This window comes from Streptomyces sp. NBC_01275 (assembly GCF_026340655.1).
GTDB lineage: Bacteria > Actinomycetota > Actinomycetes > Streptomycetales > Streptomycetaceae > Streptomyces.
Map to the genome: position 1 here is coordinate 6,238,464 of NZ_JAPEOZ010000001.1, position 20,393 is coordinate 6,258,856.

The window sequence follows — 20,393 nt, forward strand, 5'->3', positions numbered from 1 at the left end:
TCACCTCCCCTTGCCCTGAACGACGACCTCCACCCGTACCCCCACCCGCACCCCCCACTCCTCCAAGGCCCCCGCCCCCGCCTCCAGCACATGCCGGGACCGCAGCCGAGGCAGCCCCAGCCGCCCCGGCCGCATGGTGCGCACGGCGATGACGGTGAGGCGGCGGTCGAGGTAGGCGACGTCGATCGGAATCCGCATCCGAAAGGTGTGGACGCTGCCCGCGGGCGACAGCAGCATCGCCCCGTCGACGCGGTCCCGCCCGAGCAGCCCCTTGGTCCGCGCCCGGTACGAGGTCGCGACCTCCAACGGAAGCCGCAGGCCCCCCTCGCCGCCCACCAGAAGCTCCCCCCGCCCGTCACTCCAGCGCCGCCGTGTCATCCCCGACTCCCCTCTGCTCCACTGCTCTGATCCCGTGAACGAGACTGCCCTCAACCCCTCTTCCCGCACACCGAGGCGACGCCGACCCCGCTCCACCTCGCCGGGACCCACACCTTCACCTACGGCGTCGAACCGCCGCGTTGCACCGTCCCGGAAACCCCGCGACACCCCACACCCTCCTCTGCCACGATCGCGCCATGAAGGACGACGGCACCAGACGCCCCACGTTCGAAGAGCTGCTCGCCGAGGGGGCCGCCGTGCCCACGGACGGGTGGGACTTCTCGTGGTTCGAGGGGCGAGCCAGTGAGGCGCGGCCGACCTGGGGGTATGCGGTGTCCCTGGCCGGGCGGCTGGCCGGGGGGAGTGCCGTGCTCGATGTGCAGACCGGGGGAGGGGAGGTCCTGGACTTCGCCCTCGGCCGGGTCGCGCCCGAGGCCCCCGGTCTCGTGGTCGCGACCGAAGGGTGGCCGGCGAACGTGGCCAAGGCGACGGCGTTGCTGCGGCCGCGGGGCGTCGCGGTCGTCGCGTCTCCGGAGGACGCCCCGCTGCCCTTCGCGGACGGGGCCTTCGACCTCGTCGCCAGCAGGCACCCCGTACGTCCCCTGTGGGGCGAGATCACCCGCGTCCTGCGACCCGGCGGTACGTACTTCGCGCAGCACGTCGGTCCGCGCAGCGTCTTCGAGCTCGTCGAGTACTTCCTCGGGCCGCAGCCGGAGGCGGGGAGCAGCGCCCGGCATCCCGACCGCGAGCGCGCCGACGCCGAGGCGGCGGGCCTGGAGGTCGTGGACCTGCGGGCGGAACGCCTGCGGGTCGAGTTCCACGACGTCGCCGCCGTCGTCCACTTCCTGCGCAAGGTGGTGTGGATGGTGCCGGGCTTCACCGTGGCCGCGTACCGGCCCCGGCTGCGCGCCCTGCACGAACAGATCGAGGCCGAGGGCCCCTTCGTCGCCCACAGCGCCCGGCATCTCTTCGAGGCCCGCCGACGGTAGAGCCGCCGCGACAGCTGATCGCGGCGGGATTGGCCGGGAACCGCTCCTCGAACCGCCGGGCGGAGGCCCAGCGTCCGGGCGGATACGAAAAGGGCATTCCGTATGACTCCCGCCTTATATCCCCTAGATCCCTTAGAAACCCCGGAACCACCACCCTCTCCATGGGGTTTCCACATCGTTATCCCGAGCCGTTCACATCCCTGGTCGAGCTCGCGTAAGTTCACAGGCGAGGAATTCGCGTGAGCAAAGCTGCGCGGGCGTCACCGCGCGGTGGAGGGGGCTGCGCGGTGCGTCCGCGTCAAGGCGGCGTTCATGGGTGGGTTAGCCCGTCGGAGGGACGGCCGGACAAGTGGCCGACCTCTAGCGAAGTCGCCGCAAAAACCCCACTTCCCTCGGTAAACGGCCCCATCCTCCTGGGAATCCGCTGTGTTCCGGCCATGTTTAACCCATGAACAACACCTCTGGCGGCCACCGCCGCGTCGCCGGGCGACTCCGGAGAGTAGTTTTCGCGCGCTGATGCGCGCAGCATCACTCACGAAGGGTTATGGTGGAGCTCCCCCCCTCGGGCCGGTCCGTCTCCCCCCCACGGACCGGCCCGTTTTTTTGTGCCCGGCTCCCCGCCGTTTCGCACCCGGCTCCCCGCCCCCGCCCCAACTCGGCCCCGTCTCACCCCTGTCGCAGGGCCCCGGCCCCGCGGGGGTAGGCTTCGGCCCGCGGGGACCGCCACCGTACGGAGGGGCTGACAATCACGTGAACCTGCGCGACAAGCTGCGCGGCCTTCTGGTCAGGCTGTACGCACGCCGGGTGGAAGGCCACCTGGACCACGCTCAGGTGCCCAAGCACATCGGCGTCATCATGGACGGGAACCGACGCTGGGCGAAGGCCGCGGGTTCCACCACCGAACACGGTCACCGGGCGGGCGCCGAGAAGATCGAGGAGTTCCTCGGCTGGTGCACCGAGACGGACGTCGAGGTCGTCACCCTCTGGCTGCTGTCGACGGACAACCTCGACCGCCCCCAGGACGAACTCGTCCCGCTCCTCGGCATCATCGAGGACGTCGTGCGCACCCTCGCCGCCGACGGCCGCTGGCGCGTCCACCACGTCGGCACGCCCGACATCCTCCCCTCCCATGTGCAGACCGCGCTGAAGGAGGCCGAGGAGGGCACCGCCCACGTCGACGGGATACTGGTCAACGTCGCCATCGGGTACGGCGGTCGGCAGGAGATCGCCGACGCGGTGCGCGCGATGATCGTGGACGCCGCCGACAAGGGCGCCTCCATGGAGGACCTTGCCGACTCCGTCACCGTCGACAAGATCGGCCGCCACCTCTACACCGGCGCCCAGCCCGATCCCGACCTGGTGATCCGCACCAGCGGCGAGCAGCGGCTGTCCGGTTTCATGCTGTGGCAGACGGCCCATGCGGAGTACTACTTCTGCGAGGTCTTCTGGCCGGCCTTCCGCAAGGTCGACTTCCTGCGCGCCCTGCGCGACTACGCGGCCCGCCACCGCCGCTACGGCGGCTGAACCGCGTACCCCCGGCGCGGCCGGCGAGACGGCTGGTGAGGCGGCTGTCCGGACGGCCGCTGGGACGGAAGTAACAAGGAGTTCACCGGCGCGCCGTCATATGCCGTGGCATGGCGGCGCATGTTCGAGGGCATAAGCCAAGCAGGTCGACGCCCGAACCACGGGTGTCGGATCTCAGCGGGCGGCACGGGGCCGTCCGCCCGGGAGGCCCTTTTGCACCAGCCCGACCGTGCGGTCACGGCACGGAAGAAGCAGCGGGGGGCCGGTTCTCGGCCCGTGCAGGGCGGCCGACGACCGGTCCAGCTCCACTCCGTCGCTCCCCGACCTCATCCGAGGGGGTACGTCCTTCCGTGGTGACCAGCACAAAGCGCCGTATGCCAGACCGGCGCACCTATGTTCTCGACACCAGCGTCCTGCTGGCCGACCCGAACGCCCTGACCCGCTTCGACGAGCACGAGGTAGTGCTCCCGATCGTCGTGGTCACGGAGCTGGAGGCGAAGCGGCACCATCCCGAACTCGGCTACTTCGCCCGGCAGGCCCTGCGCCTGCTGGACGACTACCGGGTGAAGTTCGGTCGCCTCGACGCCCCCATCCCGATCGGCGAACTGGGCGGGACCGTCCGTGTCGAGCTCAACCACTCGGACCCCAGTGTGCTGCCTTCCGGCTACCGCCTGGGGGACAACGACTCCCGCATCCTCGCGGTCGCCCGCAATCTGCAGGCCGAGGGATTCGACGTCACCGTGGTGTCGAAGGACCTTCCGCTCAGGATCAAGGCGTCCTCGGTCGGCCTCCTCGCCGAGGAGTACCGGGCCGAGCTCGCCATCACGGGCTCCTCCGGCTGGACCGGAATGTCCGAACTGACCCTGTCCGGCGAGCAGGTGGACATCCTCTTCGAGGAGGGGCACGCCTATGTGCCCGAGGTCGCCGACCTTCCCGTGCACACCGGTCTGACCATCCAGTCGGAGCGCGGCAAGGCCCTGGGCCGGGTCACCGCCGACGGCAACGTCCGTCTGGTGCGCGGCGATCGGGAGGCCTTCGGCATCAAGGGCCGCAGCGCCGAGCAGCGCATCGCGCTCGACATGCTGCTCGACCCGGACATCGGCATCCTGTCGATGGGCGGCCGGGCCGGCACCGGCAAGTCGGCGCTCGCGCTGTGCGCGGGTCTGGAGGCGGTCCTGGAGCGCCGCCAGCACCAGAAGGTGATGGTCTTCCGGCCGCTGTACGCGGTGGGCGGACAGGAACTGGGCTATCTGCCCGGTTCCGAGGCCGACAAGATGGGCCCCTGGGCACAGGCGGTCTTCGACACGCTGTCGGCGGTCACCTCGCGGGAGGTCATCGAGGAGGTCACCGCCCGCGGCATGCTGGAGGTCCTCCCGCTCACCCACATCCGCGGCCGCTCCCTCCACGACGCCTTCGTGATCGTGGACGAGGCCCAGTCCCTCGAACGGAACGTCCTGCTGACCGTTCTGTCGCGAATCGGCGCGAATTCCCGGGTCGTTCTGACCCATGATGTGGCGCAAAGGGACAATCTGCGGGTCGGCCGCTACGACGGCGTCGTCGCCGTCGTCGAGAAACTGAAGGGGCATCCGCTTTTCGCGCACGTCACGCTCACCAGGTCCGAGAGGTCCCAGATCGCGGCGCTTGTGACGGAAATGCTGGAGGACGGGCAGATCTGACCTGACCGCCCAAGTTCATATGCTTTGCGCGTCAGTTGACGTGCGGCGTCGCCCGGCAAAGGCAGTGAGCCTAGCCGGGCGGCGCCGACGTATGTAGAGGTTTCGCGAAATCCCCGGGGTCCCGAGAGGTGTGAGCTTTCACACGCAACTCTGAATTGCCTCCCGCCGTCCGGTTACGGCAGAGTCTCACTCCTGTCAGGCCCCGCATACGGCACTTCTGTACCCCCAGCGGTATGGCATCACTTGAGCACCACCGCCAACTCCATAGCGACCGTCGTATGCCGCCCGAGCACCACGCGGCGCTCCCCTTCCGGGAGCTGCCCACCGGGCCCGTGTCTCCTGTGACCCCGCAGTTCGGAGACCAGTGTTCAGGGGCACGATTGCGTCCGCCAGGGTCACCGAAGCGGGCGATGCTGGAAGGAAAACCGTGTGAGCCGGATCTCGGTCCGGGGATTCGCAGTGGCCTCGGCCACGGCGGTCACCGCCGTCGGAAGCGTCGTCGGCGTTGCCTCGGGCAGCGTTGCGCAGCCCAACGACGCAGAAGCGACGGCCAGCGACGCGACGCTCCTCGCCGACATACCCGTGGGCCAGCAGGCCCAGGTGCAGACGGCTTCCCTGACGCAGCAGGCCAGCTACCAGGCCATCGCCGCGGACGAGGGCGCCAAGAAGGACGCCGAGGAAGCGGCCCGCAAGGCCGCCGCCGAGACCGCCGTCGCGAAGAAGGAGGCCGCCGAGAAGGCGGCCAAGGACCGCGCCGAGGCGAAGGCCAAGGCCAGCCGCAGCGCGGGCGACTTCCCGATCCAGAGCTCCTACACGGTCGCGCAGATCCAGGCCATGGCCGCGCAGATGGTGCCGAGCGGCCAGTTCCAGTGCTTCAGCAACATCGTGGACCACGAGTCCAGCTGGAACTACCACGCCGTCAACGCCTCCTCCGGCGCCTACGGACTCTTCCAGGCCCTGCCCGCCGGCAAGTACGCCTCCGCCGGCTCCGACTGGCAGACCAACCCGGCCACCCAGATCAAGTGGGGCCTGAACTACATGGACAGCCGGTACGGCAGCCCCTGTGAGGCCTGGTCGTTCTGGCAGGCCAACCACTGGTACTAGCCCGTGCGGCCCTCGGCCGCTCGGCGCATCCCCCCACCACGTGCGCCCTTTACGCTCTTTCCGCTGATGTCGCCGCAGGCTGACGTCACGACAGAAGGAAACCGTGTGAGTCGGATATCGGTCCGGGGATTCGCCGTGGTCTCGGCCACCGCGGTCACCACCGTCGGCGCCGTCATGGGAGTGGCCCAGGCCAATCCCGGGCAGCCCGGCGACGACGCGGAGGCGACGGCGGGCGACTCCACCCTTCTCGCCGACTTACCCGTAGGCCAGCAGGTCCAGGTGCAGTCGGCCTCGCTGACCCAGCAGGCCACCACCCAGGCCATCGCCGCGGACACCACCGCCAAGAAGTCGGCGGAGGAAGCCGCCCGGGTGCAGGCCGCCAAGGACGCGGTGGCCAAGCAGAAGGCCGCGGCGGCCAAGGAGAAGGCCGACAAGGCGGCCAAGGCCGCCGCCGACGCGGCCAAGGCCGAGGTCGACTCCGCCGTCGAGACGACCTCGACCAGCGGAAGCTTCCCCCAGCAGGCGTCGTACACCGTCGCCGAGGTGCAGGCCATCGCACGCCAGATGGTGCCCAGCAGCCAGTTCCAGTGCTTCAGCAACATCGTGAACCACGAGTCCACCTGGAACTACCGGGCGGTCAACCCCTCTTCCGGCGCCTACGGCCTCGTCCAGGCCTATCCCGGCTCGAAGATGTCGTCCGCCGGCGCCGACTGGCGCACCAACCCGGCCACCCAGATCAAGTGGGGCCTCAGCTACATGGACAGCCGGTACGGCAGCCCCTGCGACGCCTGGGCCTTCTGGCAGGCCAACGGCTCCTACTAGTCGGCCGAAACCGCCCTCACGCTCAACCCTGTGCAGCCCCTCCCCGTCCTCAGGGGAGGGGCTTCAGCCCTGTACGGTCTTAGCCGAGGCACTCCAGGGGAGTGGTGGGGACGGACGGGGGAAGAGGACGGATCATGTCGCGAGTGCCAGGGTGGCTCGGCCGGCTCGGCGCCGGTCTGACCGAGATGGGTGAGCGGCTGGACGAACGCCGTGCCGAGGTCGAGCGGGAGGGCCGGGAGGGCGTCGACGCCGACCCCGTACCGGACCCGCCCGACACCGCCGTGGCGCCGCCCGTCGAGGAGGAGCCCCCGCCCGCCGGGCCGCCGCCCGGGCCGCGGTCCGATCCCGCGCACGCCGTGCCGTGGGGGGTCAGGGTCGCCGCCGAGGCGGGCTGGCGGCTGCTGGTGCTGGCCGGGACCGTCTGGGTCCTGATGAGGGTCATCAGCGCCGTCCAACTGGTCGTCCTGGCCTTCGTGGTCGCACTGTTGCTCACCGCGCTGCTCGAGCCCACCGTCACCCGGCTGAAGCGCGCGGGCGTGCCCGGCGGGCTGGCGACCGCGCTGACGGCCATCCTCGGGTTCGTCGTCATCGGCCTGATGGGCTGGTTCGTGACCTGGCAGGTCATGGAGAACATCGACAACCTCTCCGACCAGGTCCAGGACGGCATCGACGACCTGCGCCGCTGGCTGCTCAACAGCCCCTTCCACGTCACCGACAAGCAGATCAACGGCATCGCCAAGAACCTGCGCGAGGCGGTCGGCACCAACACCGACTCGATCACCTCCGCGGGCCTGGAGGGCGTCACGGTCGTCGTCGAGGCGCTCACCGGCATCCTGCTGGCGTTCTTCTCCACGCTCTTCCTGCTCTACGACGGCAAGCGCATCTGGGAGTGGACGCTCAAGCTGGTCCCCGCCGCGGCCCGGCCGGGCGTGGCGGGCGCGGGCCCGCGGGCCTGGGCGACGCTCACGGCGTACGTCCGCGGCACGGTGATAGTGGCCCTCATCGACGCCATCTTCATCGGCCTCGGCATCTACTTCCTCGATGTGCCGATGGCCGTGCCGCTCGCCGTCTTCATCTTCCTGTTCTCCTTCATCCCGCTGGTCGGCGCGGTCGCCTCCGGCGCGCTGGCCGTGGTGGTCGCGCTGGTCACGCAGGGCGTGTTCACCGCCGTGATGTCCCTCGCGGTCGTGCTGGCGGTGCAGCAGATCGAGGGGCACATCCTCCAGCCCTTCATCCTCGGCCGGGCGGTACGGGTCCACCCGCTCGCGGTGGTCCTCTCGGTCGCGGCGGGCGGCATGGTGGCCGGCATCGGCGGCGCGATCGTCGCCGTACCCCTGGTGGCCGTGACGAACACGGTGGTCGGCTATCTGAACACCTACTCACGCGAACAGGCGCTACGGCAGTCCCCGCAGCCGCGGGGCGCCACGGCGGCGCACGTGGCCCCGGTGTCGGCGCCGACGGACCGGCACTCCACCGAATCCGCCGACTCCATCCCCTCCACCGACTCCACCGATTCGGTCAAATGAGCGCCGGACAACGCGATTTGACTTCCCCTGAGGAACAACTTCCGTCAGGTGGGGGCAGGTAGGGAATCCCCGTCTGGAATATGCGCCCGGGCTGATAGAAATTCCCCCCTCAGTGCTACGCGTCAGGCGTATGTACGACAGGGCAAGGGGAGTGATGTCGGGCTACGAGCTGCTGGCACGCGACCTGGCCGCGTGCGGGCGTGACGGCTTCACCGGGGAAGTGCGCGTGTCCGGCTCGCCCGGCGGCTCCTTCCATCTGGCGGGCGGGCTGGTCGTCGCCGTCGAATCGCCCGGCGCGCCCGCACCCGAGGCCCTGCTGCTGCGCTCCGGGCGGATCGCCGGCGAGGAGTGGGCGGCCCTGGTGCGCGAGTCCGGCGGCTCGCGCTGGCCCGCCGCCGGGCTGATCGCCCACGGCTACGCGGGGGCCGCCCAACTCCGGGTGGTCTGCGCGATGGCCCTCCAGGACGCCGTGTTCGCAGTCGTCGCGGGCAGCGTCGACGGCTGCGAACGCGGTCCGGCGCCCGGTCCGCCGCCCGCCTCGATCGCCGTCGGCGAACCGCCCACCCGGCTGCTCCAGGAGGCGTCCCGCAAGCTGGGCGCGCTGCTGGCGCTGCCCTACCCCGTACGTCCGGAGCGGGAACGTCCCGTGCCCGCCTCCCTCTCCTACGCCGCCGCCCGGCTGAGCGCCCTCCAGCGCGAGCTGCTCACCCACGCCGACGGCCGGCGCACCGCCCGCGACCTCGCCTTCCGCACCGGGCGCGGGGTCTACACCGTCACCGTCGAGGTGGCGCGGATGCTCGGCGAGGGGCTCCTGGAGTGCGCGGGCGCGCCCGCCCCGATCCCGGTCCGGCTGCCGCCCGACGGACACGGGGTCCGCCCCCGCGAACCCGCCCCGCCGCCCCCGCCGCCGCCCGCGCCGGCTGCGGAACCGGCCGCCCTGCCCCGCCGCCTCCCCGGCGCCAGCGGCATCAACGAGGCCCTCACACCGGAACGGAACGGCCCCGGCTGGAAGGAGTTCTTCCGCCTACGGAATCCCACGGCGAAATAGGCGAAACAGGCGAGTGAAGCGACTGAAGACGAACGAAGGCGAACGAAGAAGAACGAAGGCTCATGAAGACGCGTGAAGACCGAATAGACGAATAGAGATCCGTTAGGGGAGTTGCATTGATGGACCACAAAGCCCTCGCGCGGGAGATGCGCGGCCTGCGTGAGCAGGTGAGCGGTATCACCGACACGGCGGTGGCGGCGGCCGACGGACTGCTCATCGCCGCCGACACCGCCGACGCCATCGACCCGGAGGGCCTCGCCGCCCTCGCCGCGGCCGGCCTCGGCCTCGCCCGACGCACCGCCGCGGCGACCGCCCGCGGCGCCCTGCACCGCACGGTGGCCTACGGCAGTCACGGCTGCGCCGCGTTCTACGCGGTCGGCGACAGCGCGCTGATGGTCGTACTCGGCGACGAGGGCATGGACGTGGAGCGCCTGCACACGGCGACCCAGCCCGCCCTGCGCCGGATCGACCGGATCCTCACCCAGAAAGCCGCCGAAGGAGTCTGAAGGGATGGCGACGAAACGTATGACCCCCGGTTTCTCCGACCAGGTGATGGGCCTGGTCAAGTCACTGCGCACGGACGCACCCGACTGCGTCGCCTCCGGCGTCGTCGACATGTCCACCGGCATGCTGCTCTCCTACGAGACCGTCGACAACCACCCGCCCGAGGTCCTCGACCTGCTGGCGGGCGCGACCCTCGACCTGTTCCAGGGCCGTACGGTCGTGATGATCGAGGACGTCTTCAAGGAGCGCCGCGGGATCGCGAGCGACAACCACTTCTTCCAGGAGATCCTCGTCAACAGCGAGAACCTCACTCACCTGTTCGTGAGGATGACCGAGCAGCAGGACGTCGTCGCGGTGGTCGTCTGCCGCAAGTCCGTCAACGTCGGCATGCTGTTCGCCCAGGTGCGCAGGGTGGTGAAGGAGTACCAGCTGTGAACGGCGAAGGGCCCCTCGCGCAGGCGAGGGGCCCTTCGGGGTCGGTCGGTCGCTACTCCGTGCGCAGCCCGTCCGGCCGCAGCAGCCGCAGCAGCGGGGGCAGGCTCAGCAGCGTCACCACCAGGACCACCGCCCCGCCGATGCCGACCATCGACAGCACGCTCGCCCAGTCAACGCTCACCGACGTGCCCGTCATCTTCAGCAGCACCGCGCCCAGCGTGATGCCCACCGCCGAGGCCAGCAGCAGGCCCAGCACGATCGGGATCGCCGTCTGCCACAGCACCGACAGGCCCAGCGTGCGGCGCCGGGTGCCGAAGGCGACCAGCGACGACAGCAGCTTGCGGCGCTCGCGCAACTGCTCCAGCTGCGACACCAGCAGACTCGCCCCGATCAGCGCCAGCACGGCGGCGGAGCCGACGAGCAGGCCGGTGCGCAGGGAGGTGAACCGGGCGGCCTCCCGGCTGGACGCCCACATCATCGGGTCGGCCTGCGGGTCCACCCGCGCCGCGGTGTTGCGGGCGTAGTCGAAGGCGTCGGGCACGGACTGGTCGATCGAGAGGTACAGCTGGCCGGAGAGGATCTTCTCGGCGTCCTTCGGCATCGCGCCCGGCGTCATCAGGAAGCCGCTGCGCCGGTTGCCGGTCGGGTCGTCGATCGAGTGGGCCTGCTTGATGCCGGCCGGGACGGTCCAGACGACCTCGTGGCCGCGTTGGGAGTAGGAGGACGACGACATGTACAGCTTCTTGCCGGGCTCGTTCATCTTTGTTGCGTCCCCGGAGTACCCGTCGTAGCCGTCGAGGACGAAGATGTCGCCGTCCTTGCAGGAAGGCAGCTTCGCGACCTCGCGCAGGGTCATGCAGTCGCCCATGGCCAGCGAGTCGGACAGGGTCGGGCCGTCCTCGTTCGTCCAGGTGACGTCGCCTAGGTACTCCTCCCACAGCGCCGTGACCTTGCGGACGCCCTTGGTCTCCTGGAACGCCTTGACGGTCGTGGCCATCGGAGCGCCCTGCGGCACCTGCACCTGCATCTGCGCCCGCCGGACGTCCTGGTCGGTCGTCGCCTGGGTGTAGTCGCTGTCCACACCGGCGAACAGCATCTGCAGCGCGATGGCCCCGGCCACCGCCACGGCGATGCCGTTGACCATCCGGGCCGCCGTGCCGCTGCTCAACTGCAGCCGCCGTACCGCCAGTTGCCAGGCGACGCCGCCGGAGCCGAGCCGGGCGACGAGCGCCTCCACCAGCCAGGGCAGCAGTGCGGTGACCCCGACGAGGAGCAGCAGGACGCCGCCGACCACCAGGTACTGGTTGAAGTCGCCGTTCTCACGGCCCTGGCCGATCATCGGGTAGAGCATCGCGAGGCCGCCCACCGGCAGCAGCAGCCGCCACCACAGCCGGCGCCGGGCGGGCTTCGCCGCGCGCACCACGCCGAGCGGTTCGATCACCACACCGCGCAGCGAGAGGAGGGTGACGAGGACGGCGGACGCCGGCACCGCCACCGCCACCAGCGCGGCCAGTGCGGGGGAGGGGTTGAGGTAGCTGGGCCACACGCTGATGCCGAGCATCTCGACGGAGCCCGCCACCTGACGTCCGACCAGGAAGAAGCCGGTGCCGATGACCAGGCCGAGCAGGGCGCCGGCCAGCGCCTCGCCCGCCGCGATGCGGCGGGTCATCCGGCCGTCGGCACCCACCAGGCGCAGTGCGGCCAGCCTGCGGTCGCGCCGCTCGCCGCCGAACCGCACGGCCGCCGCGATGAACACGGCCACCGGCATCAGCAGCATCACGATCACCACGATGTTCAGCAGCACCAGCACCGGGTCGGTGGCCTCGGGCGTCGGATTCGGGTCCCCGAACTTCGTCAGCCGGGACACGCCGAAGCCGTTGATGCGCGGGGCGAGTCCGGAGGCGCCCGCGTAGTAGGCGAGTTCGTGCGAGCCGATGAGCCCGCTCTCCCCGATGCTCCCGACGATCCGGTACGGCAGCCGCTCCCGCAGCAGCCCTGCCCCGTCGGAGGCGAGCAGCTTCTTCAGGGCGGGCGAGACCAGCATCTCGCCCTTGGCCGGGTAGGCGTTCACGCCGGGCGGCAGCGGGGCGTGCGTCCCCTCGGGCTCCACCAGCCGGCCGCGTACGTCCTGCTCGCGGAACGTCGTGTCGGCGTGGGCGACCAGCACGGTGTCGTCGGCCTTCGGCACCGGCTTTTCCGTGAACGAGTAGTCCATCCGGGCCTGTTCGCGTTCGTGCCGCACCGCGAGGGCGTTCGGCAGCGCGGTCGACAGCAGCAGCAGCGCCACCCCGAGCCCGACGCCGAGCGCGGTCAGCACCGCCCGGACCCATCCCTCCCGCCCGCCCGCGAAGGCGAACCGGATCCCCATCCCCAGGTCCTGGGACCACTGGCGCACGCTCATACGACGCGCTCCATGTCGCGCGACTTGCCGTCCCGTACGACGATCTCGCGGTCGGAGTAGGCGGCCACCCGCGCCTCGTGCGTCACCAGCACCACGGCCGCGTTGGCCGAGCGGGCCGCCTCGGTGAGCAGCTCCATCACGCGCTCGCCGTTGAGCGAGTCCAGCGCGCCGGTCGGCTCGTCGGCGAAGACGACCCGCGGGCTGGTGACGAGCGAACGCGCCACGGCCACCCGCTGCCCCTGGCCGCCGGACACCTCGCCGGGCCGCTTCTTGGCGAGGTCGTCGACCTCCAGCCGCTCCATCCAGCCGAGCGCGGTCCGCTCGGCCTGCTTGCGCGGGGCGCCGTTCAGCCGCAGCGGCAGCGCCACGTTCTCCACGCAGGTCAGCTCCGGCACGAGCTGCCCGAACTGGAACACGAACCCGAACTCCGAGCGCCGCAGCGCACTGCGCCCGGCGTCGCTCATCGTCGCGAGGTCCTGGCCGTTGTACAGGATCGAGCCCGAGTCGGGCGTCACGATGCCGGCGAGACAGTGCAGCAGCGTCGACTTGCCGGACCCGGACGGGCCCATCACGGCGACGACCTCGCCGGCGTGGATGGAGAACTCGGCGCCGTCCAGCGCGAGCGTCGGGCCGTACGCCTTGTGCAGGTCCTCGGCGGTGAGCAGGGATCCCTCGGGAGCGGTCATGCCGTCACCTGCGCCTTCAGCTTGTCGAGACGCGCGGCGGCCAGCTCCAGCCAGCGCAGGTCGGCCTCGAGGTGGAACAGTGCGTGGTCGCAGATCAGCTGGTCGGCGAGGTCGCCCTTGCGCTTGCGATCGGTGAGGATGCGCATGCTGCGCAGATGCTCGGCGCGCTGGGTGTCGAGGATGTCGGCCGCGTCGCGGTGGGTGAGCAGCGCGAGGACGATCTTGGTGTACAGCGTGGACTGAAGGTACGGCTCGGGCTTCTCGGGCGTGCCGAGCCACCGTTCCACGTCGGTGACACCGGCGTCGGTGATGGCGTACCGCTTGCGCTCGGGACCGCCGCCGGCCTCGATGCCGTCGACCTCGACGAGCCCGTGCTTCAGCAGCCGCGACATCGTCGAGTAGACCTGGCCGTAGTGCAGCGGCCGGTCGTGACCGAACTTCTCGTCGAAGGCCCGCTTGAGGTCGTAACCGTGGCGGGGCCCGGACTCCAGGAGTCCCAGGAGGGTGTGACCGATGGACATGGAGAGGACTGTACATGCGGTGTATACCCGGTGTGTATACGCGGAGTGTGGAGGTGGCGGCGGGGGGTGTGAGTGCGCAGGTGGGGGCCGATTGTCACCGTTCTGCTACAGGCCCGAGGCCCCCCTTCGGGCCCGACGCCCCCCTTCGGGCCTGGCGTCTGCCTCGAGGCCGGTCCGCGCCCGCCAGCCCGTCCGGGGGTGCCCCCTCCGGGGGAGTCCGAGGACGAGGCCGTTCAGGTCGACGGGGGTCTGGGGGCGGAGCCCCCAGGGGGGCGACCTCGACGCGGGATCGGTCCGGCCTCGCCGGGCAGGCGCCCCGCGTCCTTCAGCGCCCTGCGCAGCAGGAACTCGATCTGCGCGTTCGCCGACCGAAGGTCTTCCCCGGCCCAGCGGGCCAACGCCTCGTACACCGCTGGATCGAGCCGCAGCAGCACCTGCTTGCGCTGCGGCCGACCTTGAGGGGCTGAATCCCCGGAAGGAACCGTCACTGGTAGAGGGTCCCGGTGTTCAGCACCGGCTGGGGCGCCCGGTCCCCGCACAGCACCACCATCAGGTTGGACACCATCGCCGCCTTCCGCTCGTCGTCCAGTTCCACGATGCCCTGCTCGGAGATCCGGTTCAGCGCCGCCTCGACCATCCCGACGGCCCCGTCCACGATCTCCCGCCGCGCCGCGACCACCGCGCCGGCCTGCTGCCGCTGGAGCATCGCCGAGGCGATCTCGGGAGCGTACGCGAGGTGGGTGAAGCGCGACTCGATGATCCGCACACCGGCCGTCGCCACGCGCGCGTGCAACTCGACGGCGAGCTTCTCGGTGATCTCCTCGGCGTTGCCGCGCAGCGAGAGACCGGCCTCGTCATGGGCGTCGTAGGGGTACTCGATGGCGATGTGCCGTACGGCGGCCTCGGTCTGGGTGGCGACGAACTCCAGGAAGTCGTCCACCTCGAAGGTGGCCTGCGCGGTGTCCTGTACCCGCCACACCACGACCGCGGCGAGCTCTATGGGGTTGCCGTAGGCGTCGTTGACCTTCAGTACGGGCGTCTCGTGGTTGCGGACGCGGGTGGAGATCTTCTCGCGGGAGGTGAAGGGGTTCACCCAGCGCAGTCCGTCCTCGCGGATCGTCCCCCGGTACCGCCCGAAGAGCTGCACCACGCGCGCCTCGCCCGGCGCCACCGTGTTCAGCCCGCACATCGCGAGGAACGCGGCGAGACCGACCAGGACGCCGAAGGCGATCAGGGCGGCCTTGAGGCCGTCCGCGGTCACTATGGTGGCCCCCGCGATCATCCCGCCGCCGGCCAGCAGCCCGGCGAGCCCGAGCAGCAGCGCGAGCCCGCCGGCCACGCTGTGCGCGGTGAACTCCTCGATGCGCGGGGCGGGCGTGTCGAGCGCGTCGGTGGTCCCGGTCGCCTCGGGCGGTGCGGAAGAGGCGTGCTCGGATGCGGACATGGACATGGAAGATCCCCCGTCTTTCGCTAGCTTCTGCTTAGCTAAGTGATATCACTTTTACCCGTCACGGCAACCCTGAACCCCTCTCGTACGTCGAGAAGATGGGGCAGGGTTCGGGAGGCGTGCTGATTCTCACGCCCCGGCAAGGCCGGAACGAGGCCCCCTTGACATAGACAGCGGTGTTAGCTTTCTGAGCTGACCTGCCTCCGGGCACTGGTGTGACTGCCGAGTAGGAAGCGGAGCGAGCGGACTCATGGGACGAGCGGAAGAGAGACGAGCGCGACAGCGCGGTGGCCACCGCGCGGCGCCCAGGGACCGCTCGTCGGCGACGGAGGCGCCCCCGGCCCCCTCGTCGGCCTCGGAGCCCGTGTCGGAGCCTGTGGCGTCCGCCGAGGGCGGGGGCCGCGCGGCCGCCCGCAGGGGCGCGAAGAAGGGCCGGAGCGGCAGGGCCGCGAGCGGCGGCAAGAAGGACGGCAAGGGCGGCAAGAAGGACAAGAGCTTCATACGCCGGCTCTTCACCTGGAAGAAGGTCCTCGGCACGTTCCTCGGCCTGGTCGTCCTCACCGTCGGCGCCTTCATCGCGCTGTACATGACGACGCCGATCCCCTCCGCGAACCCCGACGCCGAACTGCAGAGCAACGTCTACGAGTACAGCGGCGGCGCGATCCTCACCCGCGACGGCAAACTCAACCGCGAGAACGTCGACCTCGCCAGCGTCCCCAGGGCCGTCCAGTACACCTTCGTCGCCGCCGAGAACAAGAGCTTCTACGACGACCCCGGCGTCGACCTCAGGGGCACCGCACGCGGCATGATCAACACGCTCATGGGCAAGGGCGCGCAGGGCGGTTCGACGATCACCCAGCAGTACGTCAAGAACTACTACCTGACGCAGGAACAGACCGTCACGCGCAAGCTGAAGGAACTGGTCATCTCGCTGAAGCTGGAACGGGAGAAGTCCAAGAACTACATCCTGGCCGGCTACATCAACACCAGCTACTACGGCCGCAGCGCCTACGGCATCCAGGCCGCCGCCCAGGCCTACTACCGCGTCGACGCCGACAAGCTCAACGTCCAGCAGGGCGCCTACCTCGCCGCGCTGCTCCAGGCGCCCAGCCAGTACGACTGGGCCGTCGCCACCGACACCGGCAAGAGGCTGGTCAAGGCGCGCTGGAACTACGTCCTCGACAACATGGTCGAGGAGGGCTGGCTGAACAAGACCAAGCGCGAGGCCATGACCTTCCCCGAGCCCGAGGAGCCCAAGGCGGCGCCCGGCCAGGAGGGTCAGGTCGGCTACCTCGTCGACGCGGCCAACACCGAACTGGCCAAGCAGCTGGTCTCCCAGGGCCTCGCCGACGACTTCGAGTCGGGCATGGCCCTTGTCAGGCGCGGCGGCTGGACCATCGAGCTCAACATCGACAAGAAGAAGCAGAAGGCGCTGGAGCAGTCCGTCAAGGACCAGCTGACCAGCAAGCTCGACAAGAAGAAGCGCTCGGTCGACGGCGACGTCCAGGCCGGCGCGGTGTCGGTGAACCCGAAGACGGGCGCCGTCGAGGCGATGTACGGCGGTGTCGGCTACACCGAGCACTACCTCAACAACGCCACCCGCACCGACTACCAGCCCGCCTCGACCTTCAAGCCGGTGATCCTCGCCGCGGCCATCGACCAGGCCGCCAAGACGCAGGACGGCAAGGAGATCGGCGCCAACACGATCTACGACGGCACCAGCAAGCGCCCGGTCGTCGGCAGCGACATCGCCTTCGCCCCGGAGAACGAGGACGACCAGGACTACGGCGACGTCACCGTCCAGACGGCGCTGAACAAGTCCATCAACTCCGTCTTCGCGCAGATGGGCGTCGACGTCGGCATGGACAAGGTGCTGAAGGTCGCTCAGGACCTCGGCATGGACACCGAGGACCTGAAGGCGGTGCCCGCGCAGACCCTGGGCACCATGGGCGCGAGCCCCCTGCAGATGGCCGCCGTCTACGCGACCCTCGACAACCACGGCAAGCAGGTCACCCCGGCGCTCATCAAGTCGGTGGAGAACAGCGTCCACTCGCTGAAGCTGTCCGACCCCATCGGCAAGCAGGTCATCAGCCGCAACGCCGCCGACTCGGTCACCTCGGTCCTCACCGGCGTGGTCGACGACGGAACGGCCAAGACCTCCGTGCGGGACAACCCCAAGCGCAAGGGCCAGAAGGTCGCGGGCAAGACGGGCACCTCCGACGGCAACAAGTCGGCCTGGTTCACCGGCTACACCCCGGACCTGGTGACCTCGGTCGGCCTGTTCGGCGAGTCGGCGAAGGCCCCGCACCCGCAGGTCGCGCTGACCGGCGCGACGACGGGCCTGACCACGGTCGCGGGCCGGATCAACGGTGGTGGCTTCCCGGCGCAGATCTGGGCGGACTACACGTTCGGCGTGTCGACCAAGGTCACCAAGTTCGACCTGGACACCGACCAGGGCGCGGCGGTCCAGACCGCGTCGCCGTCGGCGTCCTCGTCCCCGTCGACGAGTTCGTCCCCGTCCTCGTCCCCGTCGACGAGTTCCTCCCCGTCCTCGTCCCCGTCGACGAGTTCCTCCCCGTCCTCGTCCCCGTCGACGAGTTCGTCCCCGTCCAGCACACCGACGGGTGGCACGTCGACGGAACCGAGCACGGAGGATCCGTCGACCGAACCAGAGAATCCGGACGATCCGCTCTCCGGCCAGTAGCGGCCACCGACGGCAGACAGCGGAGAGGGCGCCCGGAGATCTCCGGGCGCCCTCTCCGCTCGCTTCCTTCGCCTCTCTCAGCTCCGGTTCAGCTCGAACCAGACGACCTTCCCCGTGCTCAGCCGGGTCGCGCCCCAGCGCCGGGCCAGCCGGTTCACCAGGTACAGTCCGCGCCCGCCCTCGTCGGTGGCCCGGGCCTGCCGCAGCCGAGGCAGCTGCGGCACGTCGTCGCCGACCTCGCAGCGCAGCACGTCCGTGCGCAGCAGCCGCAGGGTGACCGGCCGGGTGGCGTACCGCACCGCGTTGGTGACGACCTCGCTGACCAGCAGCTCGACCGAGTCGGTCATGTCCTCCAGGCCCCAGCGGGACAGCGCGCGCCGCGCCAGCCGCCGGGCCCGGCCCGGCGCCGCGTCCTCCGGCTCCAGGAACCAGTACGCCACGTCGCTCGGCGCGATCCCGTCGAAGCGGGCGGCGAGCAGCGCGATGTCGTCGTCCCGGTCGCCGGGCCCGAGCATGTCGAGCACCTCGTCGCACAGGGCCTCGAGGGGCGGCGGATGGTCGGGGCCGGTCAGCTGTGCGGTCGCGGCGAGCTTCTCGCGCAGCTGCTCTATCCCGGTCGCCACGTCCCGCAGCCGGGACTCCACCAGGCCGTCGGTGTACAGCAGGAGCGTCGCCCCGGCGGGCGCGTCCAGCTCCACCGCCTCGAAGTCCACCCCGCCGACCCCGATCGGCGCGCCCGGCGGCACCCGCAGCACCTCGGCCCGGCCGCCCAGGTGCAGCAGGATGGGCGGGGGATGGCCCGCGTTGGCGATGGTGATGCGGTGCGAGACCGGGTCGTAGACGGCGTACAGACAGGTCGCCATGCGGTCGGTGCCCAGGCGCTGGGCCTGCTCGTCGAGGTGGTGCAGCACCTCCTGCGGCGGCAGGTCGAGCCCGGCGAGGGTCTGGGCGGTCGTCCGGAGCTGGCCCATGATGGCCGCCGAGGTCATGGAGTGCCCCATGACGTCGCCCACCACCAGCGCCACCCGGCTGCCGGGCAGCGGGATGGCGTCGTACCAGTCGCCGCCGACCCGCGCGGTCTCCGCGGCCGGCAGATAGCGGGACGCCAGCCGTACGCCGGTGCAGCGCGGCAGGGTCTCCGGCAGCATGGTCCGCTGGAGCTCGTCGGCGATGTACGCCTCGCGGTCGTACAGCACCGCCTTGTCGATGCCGAGGGCGCTGTGCGTGGCGAGCTGGGCGGCGACCAGGAGGTCGTCGTTCTCGAACGGGATGCGTTCCGGGCGGCGCAGGAAGACCGCGGCGCCGATCACCCGGCGGCGGCCGCGCAGCGGGGCCAGGATCGCCCGCTGGCCGTCGGGGATGACCAACTGGCTGTCCTCGCCGAGGAGTTCCGGCAGCGCGGTGTGCGCGGCCGGATTGTCCGCGAACACCGGACGCACCCCGCGCAGCACCTCCGCGAGCGCACCGCCGGGCCGCACCTCGCACAGCTCCCCGATCGCCGCCGACAGCTCGGTCAGCTCGGCGGGGTCCGGGGGAGGCAGGGCGAGGGCCGCGAAGCCGGTCTCGGTGTCGCGCTCCTCCGGGATCCGGTCGGTGCGCCGCAGCCGCAGCATGACGCGGTCCGCCACCGGCCGTTCGTCGCCGACCGGCAGCGGGTCGCGCAGATAGACCAGGATCGCGTCGGAGAAGGTCGGCACGGTGGCCCGGCACAGCCCCATCACGATCTCGTCGAGGTCCAGTCCCCGGGCGATCCGTCGGGTCGCGGCGCCCACGAAGCGCAGCCGGTCGCCGTCCCGCCGCATGGGCGTGGGCCGGCCCGGTGTCGTGCCCTGCCCGCCGCCCCGGCGATCCAGCCCGCCGGCACTGCGCTCAGGGCGCGCTTCGGAGCCCGGCTGGACCGGGATGCCCTCCGGCGCGGGCCGCGGCCGGTGCGTGTCCGGCTCGGCGACGGCCGAGGGCTGGGAGTGCTCGGGATCCGAATCAGGACCCGCGCCGATGCCTGTACCGGAGCCCGCGCCGAGACCCGTGCCGGAGCCCGAGCCGATGCCCGTGCCGGGACCCGTGCCGGGGCTCGAACCAGGAGCCGCGCCGAGACCCGAGCCGGAGCCCGATTCCGGACTCGAATCGGCCGGATCTTTTCCCTTGCCGTCCAGACCGTCCAAGCCGTCCAGGCCGCCTTTGTCGTTCTTGCCGTCCTTGTTCTCCGTGCGGGCCTGGCCCGCCGCGGGAGGAGGTAAGGCCGCCGCGCCCGTCGCCGGGGTACGCAGGAGCGCCCCGCGGGTGTCCGTGGGGTCGTCGACGCCCTGGGGGCGTTCGTAGGACGTGGGCTGCTCCGTCACGCGTGTCGAATCCGTCCGTCCGGGGCTGCGTGCCGCGCACGCAGTTGGTCCCGCAGAAAACCCGATACCCGGAATACCTGTCCCCGGAACGGAATTCCCGCGTGGTCAGAGGCTGTTCCTGTGTCGCCGGAGGACCGCTCACGGTCCTCTGGGCCAAAGCCCGGGCCGACGCCTGGGCCGCAGCCCGGGTCGACGCCGAAAGTCCCGGCGGCGCCACCGGCGTTGCCCTCGTACCCCTCGCTCACGTCCTGCCGCCCCTCGGTGACGTTCGGTCAGACCCGGTGTCGGC

17 protein-coding genes are annotated in these 20,393 nt (G+C 70.9%); 10 read left to right on the forward strand and 7 right to left on the reverse strand.

The window, feature by feature from the left end; translation table 11 throughout:
• Window positions 1-378 (reverse strand): DUF192 domain-containing protein, encoded by a 378-nt coding sequence (locus OG562_RS27740; protein ID WP_266402456.1) that lies wholly within the window; start codon window positions 376-378, stop codon window positions 1-3.
• A gap of 197 nt (window positions 379-575) precedes the next feature.
• On the opposite strand from OG562_RS27740, the gene OG562_RS27745 reads away from it, so the two are divergent.
• From OG562_RS27745 to OG562_RS27785, 9 genes are all read left to right on the forward strand, one after another.
• A complete protein-coding gene (locus OG562_RS27745; RefSeq protein WP_266402457.1) occupies window positions 576-1,367 on the forward strand; it encodes a class I SAM-dependent methyltransferase in 792 nt (263 codons plus the stop codon).
• A 750-nt stretch (window positions 1,368-2,117) separates the two neighbouring features.
• A complete protein-coding gene (locus tag OG562_RS27750) occupies window positions 2,118-2,891 on the forward strand; it encodes an isoprenyl transferase (protein ID WP_266402459.1) in 774 nt (257 codons plus the stop codon).
• A 350-nt stretch (window positions 2,892-3,241) separates the two neighbouring features.
• On the forward strand, window positions 3,242-4,567 hold the full coding sequence (locus OG562_RS27755) for a PhoH family protein (protein ID WP_266402461.1): 1,326 nt from the start codon (window positions 3,242-3,244) through the stop codon (window positions 4,565-4,567).
• 429 nt (window positions 4,568-4,996) lie between these two features.
• A complete protein-coding gene (locus OG562_RS27760; protein ID WP_266402464.1) occupies window positions 4,997-5,671 on the forward strand; it encodes a transglycosylase SLT domain-containing protein in 675 nt (224 codons plus the stop codon).
• A 105-nt stretch (window positions 5,672-5,776) separates the two neighbouring features.
• A complete protein-coding gene (locus tag OG562_RS27765) occupies window positions 5,777-6,493 on the forward strand; it encodes a transglycosylase SLT domain-containing protein (RefSeq protein ID WP_266402467.1) in 717 nt (238 codons plus the stop codon).
• A gap of 134 nt (window positions 6,494-6,627) precedes the next feature.
• Window positions 6,628-8,019, forward strand: a complete 1,392-nt coding sequence (locus OG562_RS27770) for an AI-2E family transporter (protein WP_266402470.1) — start codon at window positions 6,628-6,630, stop codon at window positions 8,017-8,019.
• A 154-nt stretch (window positions 8,020-8,173) separates the two neighbouring features.
• The gene (locus tag OG562_RS27775; protein ID WP_266402472.1) at window positions 8,174-9,067 is read left to right on the forward strand and encodes a MarR family transcriptional regulator; all 894 of its coding nucleotides are present in this window, start codon (window positions 8,174-8,176) and stop codon (window positions 9,065-9,067) included.
• Window positions 9,068-9,186: 119 nt separating this feature from the next.
• A complete protein-coding gene (locus tag OG562_RS27780) occupies window positions 9,187-9,573 on the forward strand; it encodes a roadblock/LC7 domain-containing protein (protein WP_266402475.1) in 387 nt (128 codons plus the stop codon).
• A gap of 4 nt (window positions 9,574-9,577) precedes the next feature.
• Entirely contained in the window at window positions 9,578-10,006 is a 429-nt protein-coding gene (locus OG562_RS27785) for a hypothetical protein (protein ID WP_266402478.1), read from the forward strand.
• A 52-nt stretch (window positions 10,007-10,058) separates the two neighbouring features.
• Here OG562_RS27785 and OG562_RS27790 read toward each other — a convergent pair whose 3' ends face one another.
• From OG562_RS27790 to OG562_RS27810, 5 genes are all read right to left on the reverse strand, one after another.
• Window positions 10,059-12,407 carry an ABC transporter permease gene (locus tag OG562_RS27790; protein WP_266402480.1) on the reverse strand — a complete coding sequence of 783 codons (2,349 nt, stop codon included), beginning with the start codon at window positions 12,405-12,407 and terminating at the stop codon, window positions 10,059-10,061.
• On the reverse strand, window positions 12,404-13,093 hold the full coding sequence (locus OG562_RS27795; RefSeq protein ID WP_266402482.1) for an ABC transporter ATP-binding protein: 690 nt from the start codon (window positions 13,091-13,093) through the stop codon (window positions 12,404-12,406). Before OG562_RS27795 ends, OG562_RS27790 begins: the two co-directional genes overlap by 4 nt.
• Window positions 13,090-13,614 carry a PadR family transcriptional regulator gene (locus OG562_RS27800; protein ID WP_266402485.1) on the reverse strand — a complete coding sequence of 175 codons (525 nt, stop codon included), beginning with the start codon at window positions 13,612-13,614 and terminating at the stop codon, window positions 13,090-13,092. The genes OG562_RS27795 and OG562_RS27800 overlap by 4 nt, the downstream gene beginning before the upstream one ends.
• Window positions 13,615-13,847: 233 nt before the next feature.
• Window positions 13,848-14,102: a hypothetical protein gene (locus tag OG562_RS27805; protein ID WP_266402486.1), complete on the reverse strand. Its 255-nt coding sequence runs from the start codon at window positions 14,100-14,102 to the stop codon at window positions 13,848-13,850.
• The gene (locus OG562_RS27810) at window positions 14,099-15,064 is read right to left on the reverse strand and encodes an SPFH domain-containing protein (RefSeq protein ID WP_266402489.1); all 966 of its coding nucleotides are present in this window, start codon (window positions 15,062-15,064) and stop codon (window positions 14,099-14,101) included. Before OG562_RS27810 ends, OG562_RS27805 begins: the two co-directional genes overlap by 4 nt.
• A gap of 247 nt (window positions 15,065-15,311) precedes the next feature.
• On the opposite strand from OG562_RS27810, the gene OG562_RS27815 reads away from it, so the two are divergent.
• On the forward strand, window positions 15,312-17,765 hold the full coding sequence (locus OG562_RS27815) for a transglycosylase domain-containing protein (protein WP_266402492.1): 2,454 nt from the start codon (window positions 15,312-15,314) through the stop codon (window positions 17,763-17,765).
• A 77-nt stretch (window positions 17,766-17,842) separates the two neighbouring features.
• Here OG562_RS27815 and OG562_RS27820 read toward each other — a convergent pair whose 3' ends face one another.
• The gene (locus tag OG562_RS27820) at window positions 17,843-20,104 is read right to left on the reverse strand and encodes a SpoIIE family protein phosphatase (protein ID WP_266402494.1); all 2,262 of its coding nucleotides are present in this window, start codon (window positions 20,102-20,104) and stop codon (window positions 17,843-17,845) included.
• Window positions 20,105-20,393 lie beyond the last annotated feature (289 nt).

Bases quoted from the DNA above. Each gene is read 5' to 3' on its own strand.
- OG562_RS27740 (WP_266402456.1), bottom strand. From the start codon at position 378: ATGACACGGCGGCGCTGGAGTGACGGGCGGGGGGAGCTTCTGGTGGGC.
- OG562_RS27745 (WP_266402457.1), top strand. From the start codon at position 576: ATGAAGGACGACGGCACCAGACGCCCCACGTTCGAAGAGCTGCTCGCC.
- OG562_RS27770 (WP_266402470.1), top strand. From the start codon at position 6,628: ATGTCGCGAGTGCCAGGGTGGCTCGGCCGGCTCGGCGCCGGTCTGACC.
- OG562_RS27775 (WP_266402472.1), top strand. From the start codon at position 8,174: ATGTCGGGCTACGAGCTGCTGGCACGCGACCTGGCCGCGTGCGGGCGT.
- OG562_RS27780 (WP_266402475.1), top strand. From the start codon at position 9,187: ATGGACCACAAAGCCCTCGCGCGGGAGATGCGCGGCCTGCGTGAGCAG.
- OG562_RS27785 (WP_266402478.1), top strand. From the start codon at position 9,578: ATGGCGACGAAACGTATGACCCCCGGTTTCTCCGACCAGGTGATGGGC.
- OG562_RS27790 (WP_266402480.1), bottom strand. From the start codon at position 12,407: ATGAGCGTGCGCCAGTGGTCCCAGGACCTGGGGATGGGGATCCGGTTC.
- OG562_RS27795 (WP_266402482.1), bottom strand. From the start codon at position 13,093: ATGACCGCTCCCGAGGGATCCCTGCTCACCGCCGAGGACCTGCACAAG.
- OG562_RS27800 (WP_266402485.1), bottom strand. From the start codon at position 13,614: ATGTCCATCGGTCACACCCTCCTGGGACTCCTGGAGTCCGGGCCCCGC.
- OG562_RS27810 (WP_266402489.1), bottom strand. From the start codon at position 15,064: ATGTCCATGTCCGCATCCGAGCACGCCTCTTCCGCACCGCCCGAGGCG.
- OG562_RS27815 (WP_266402492.1), top strand. From the start codon at position 15,312: ATGGGACGAGCGGAAGAGAGACGAGCGCGACAGCGCGGTGGCCACCGC.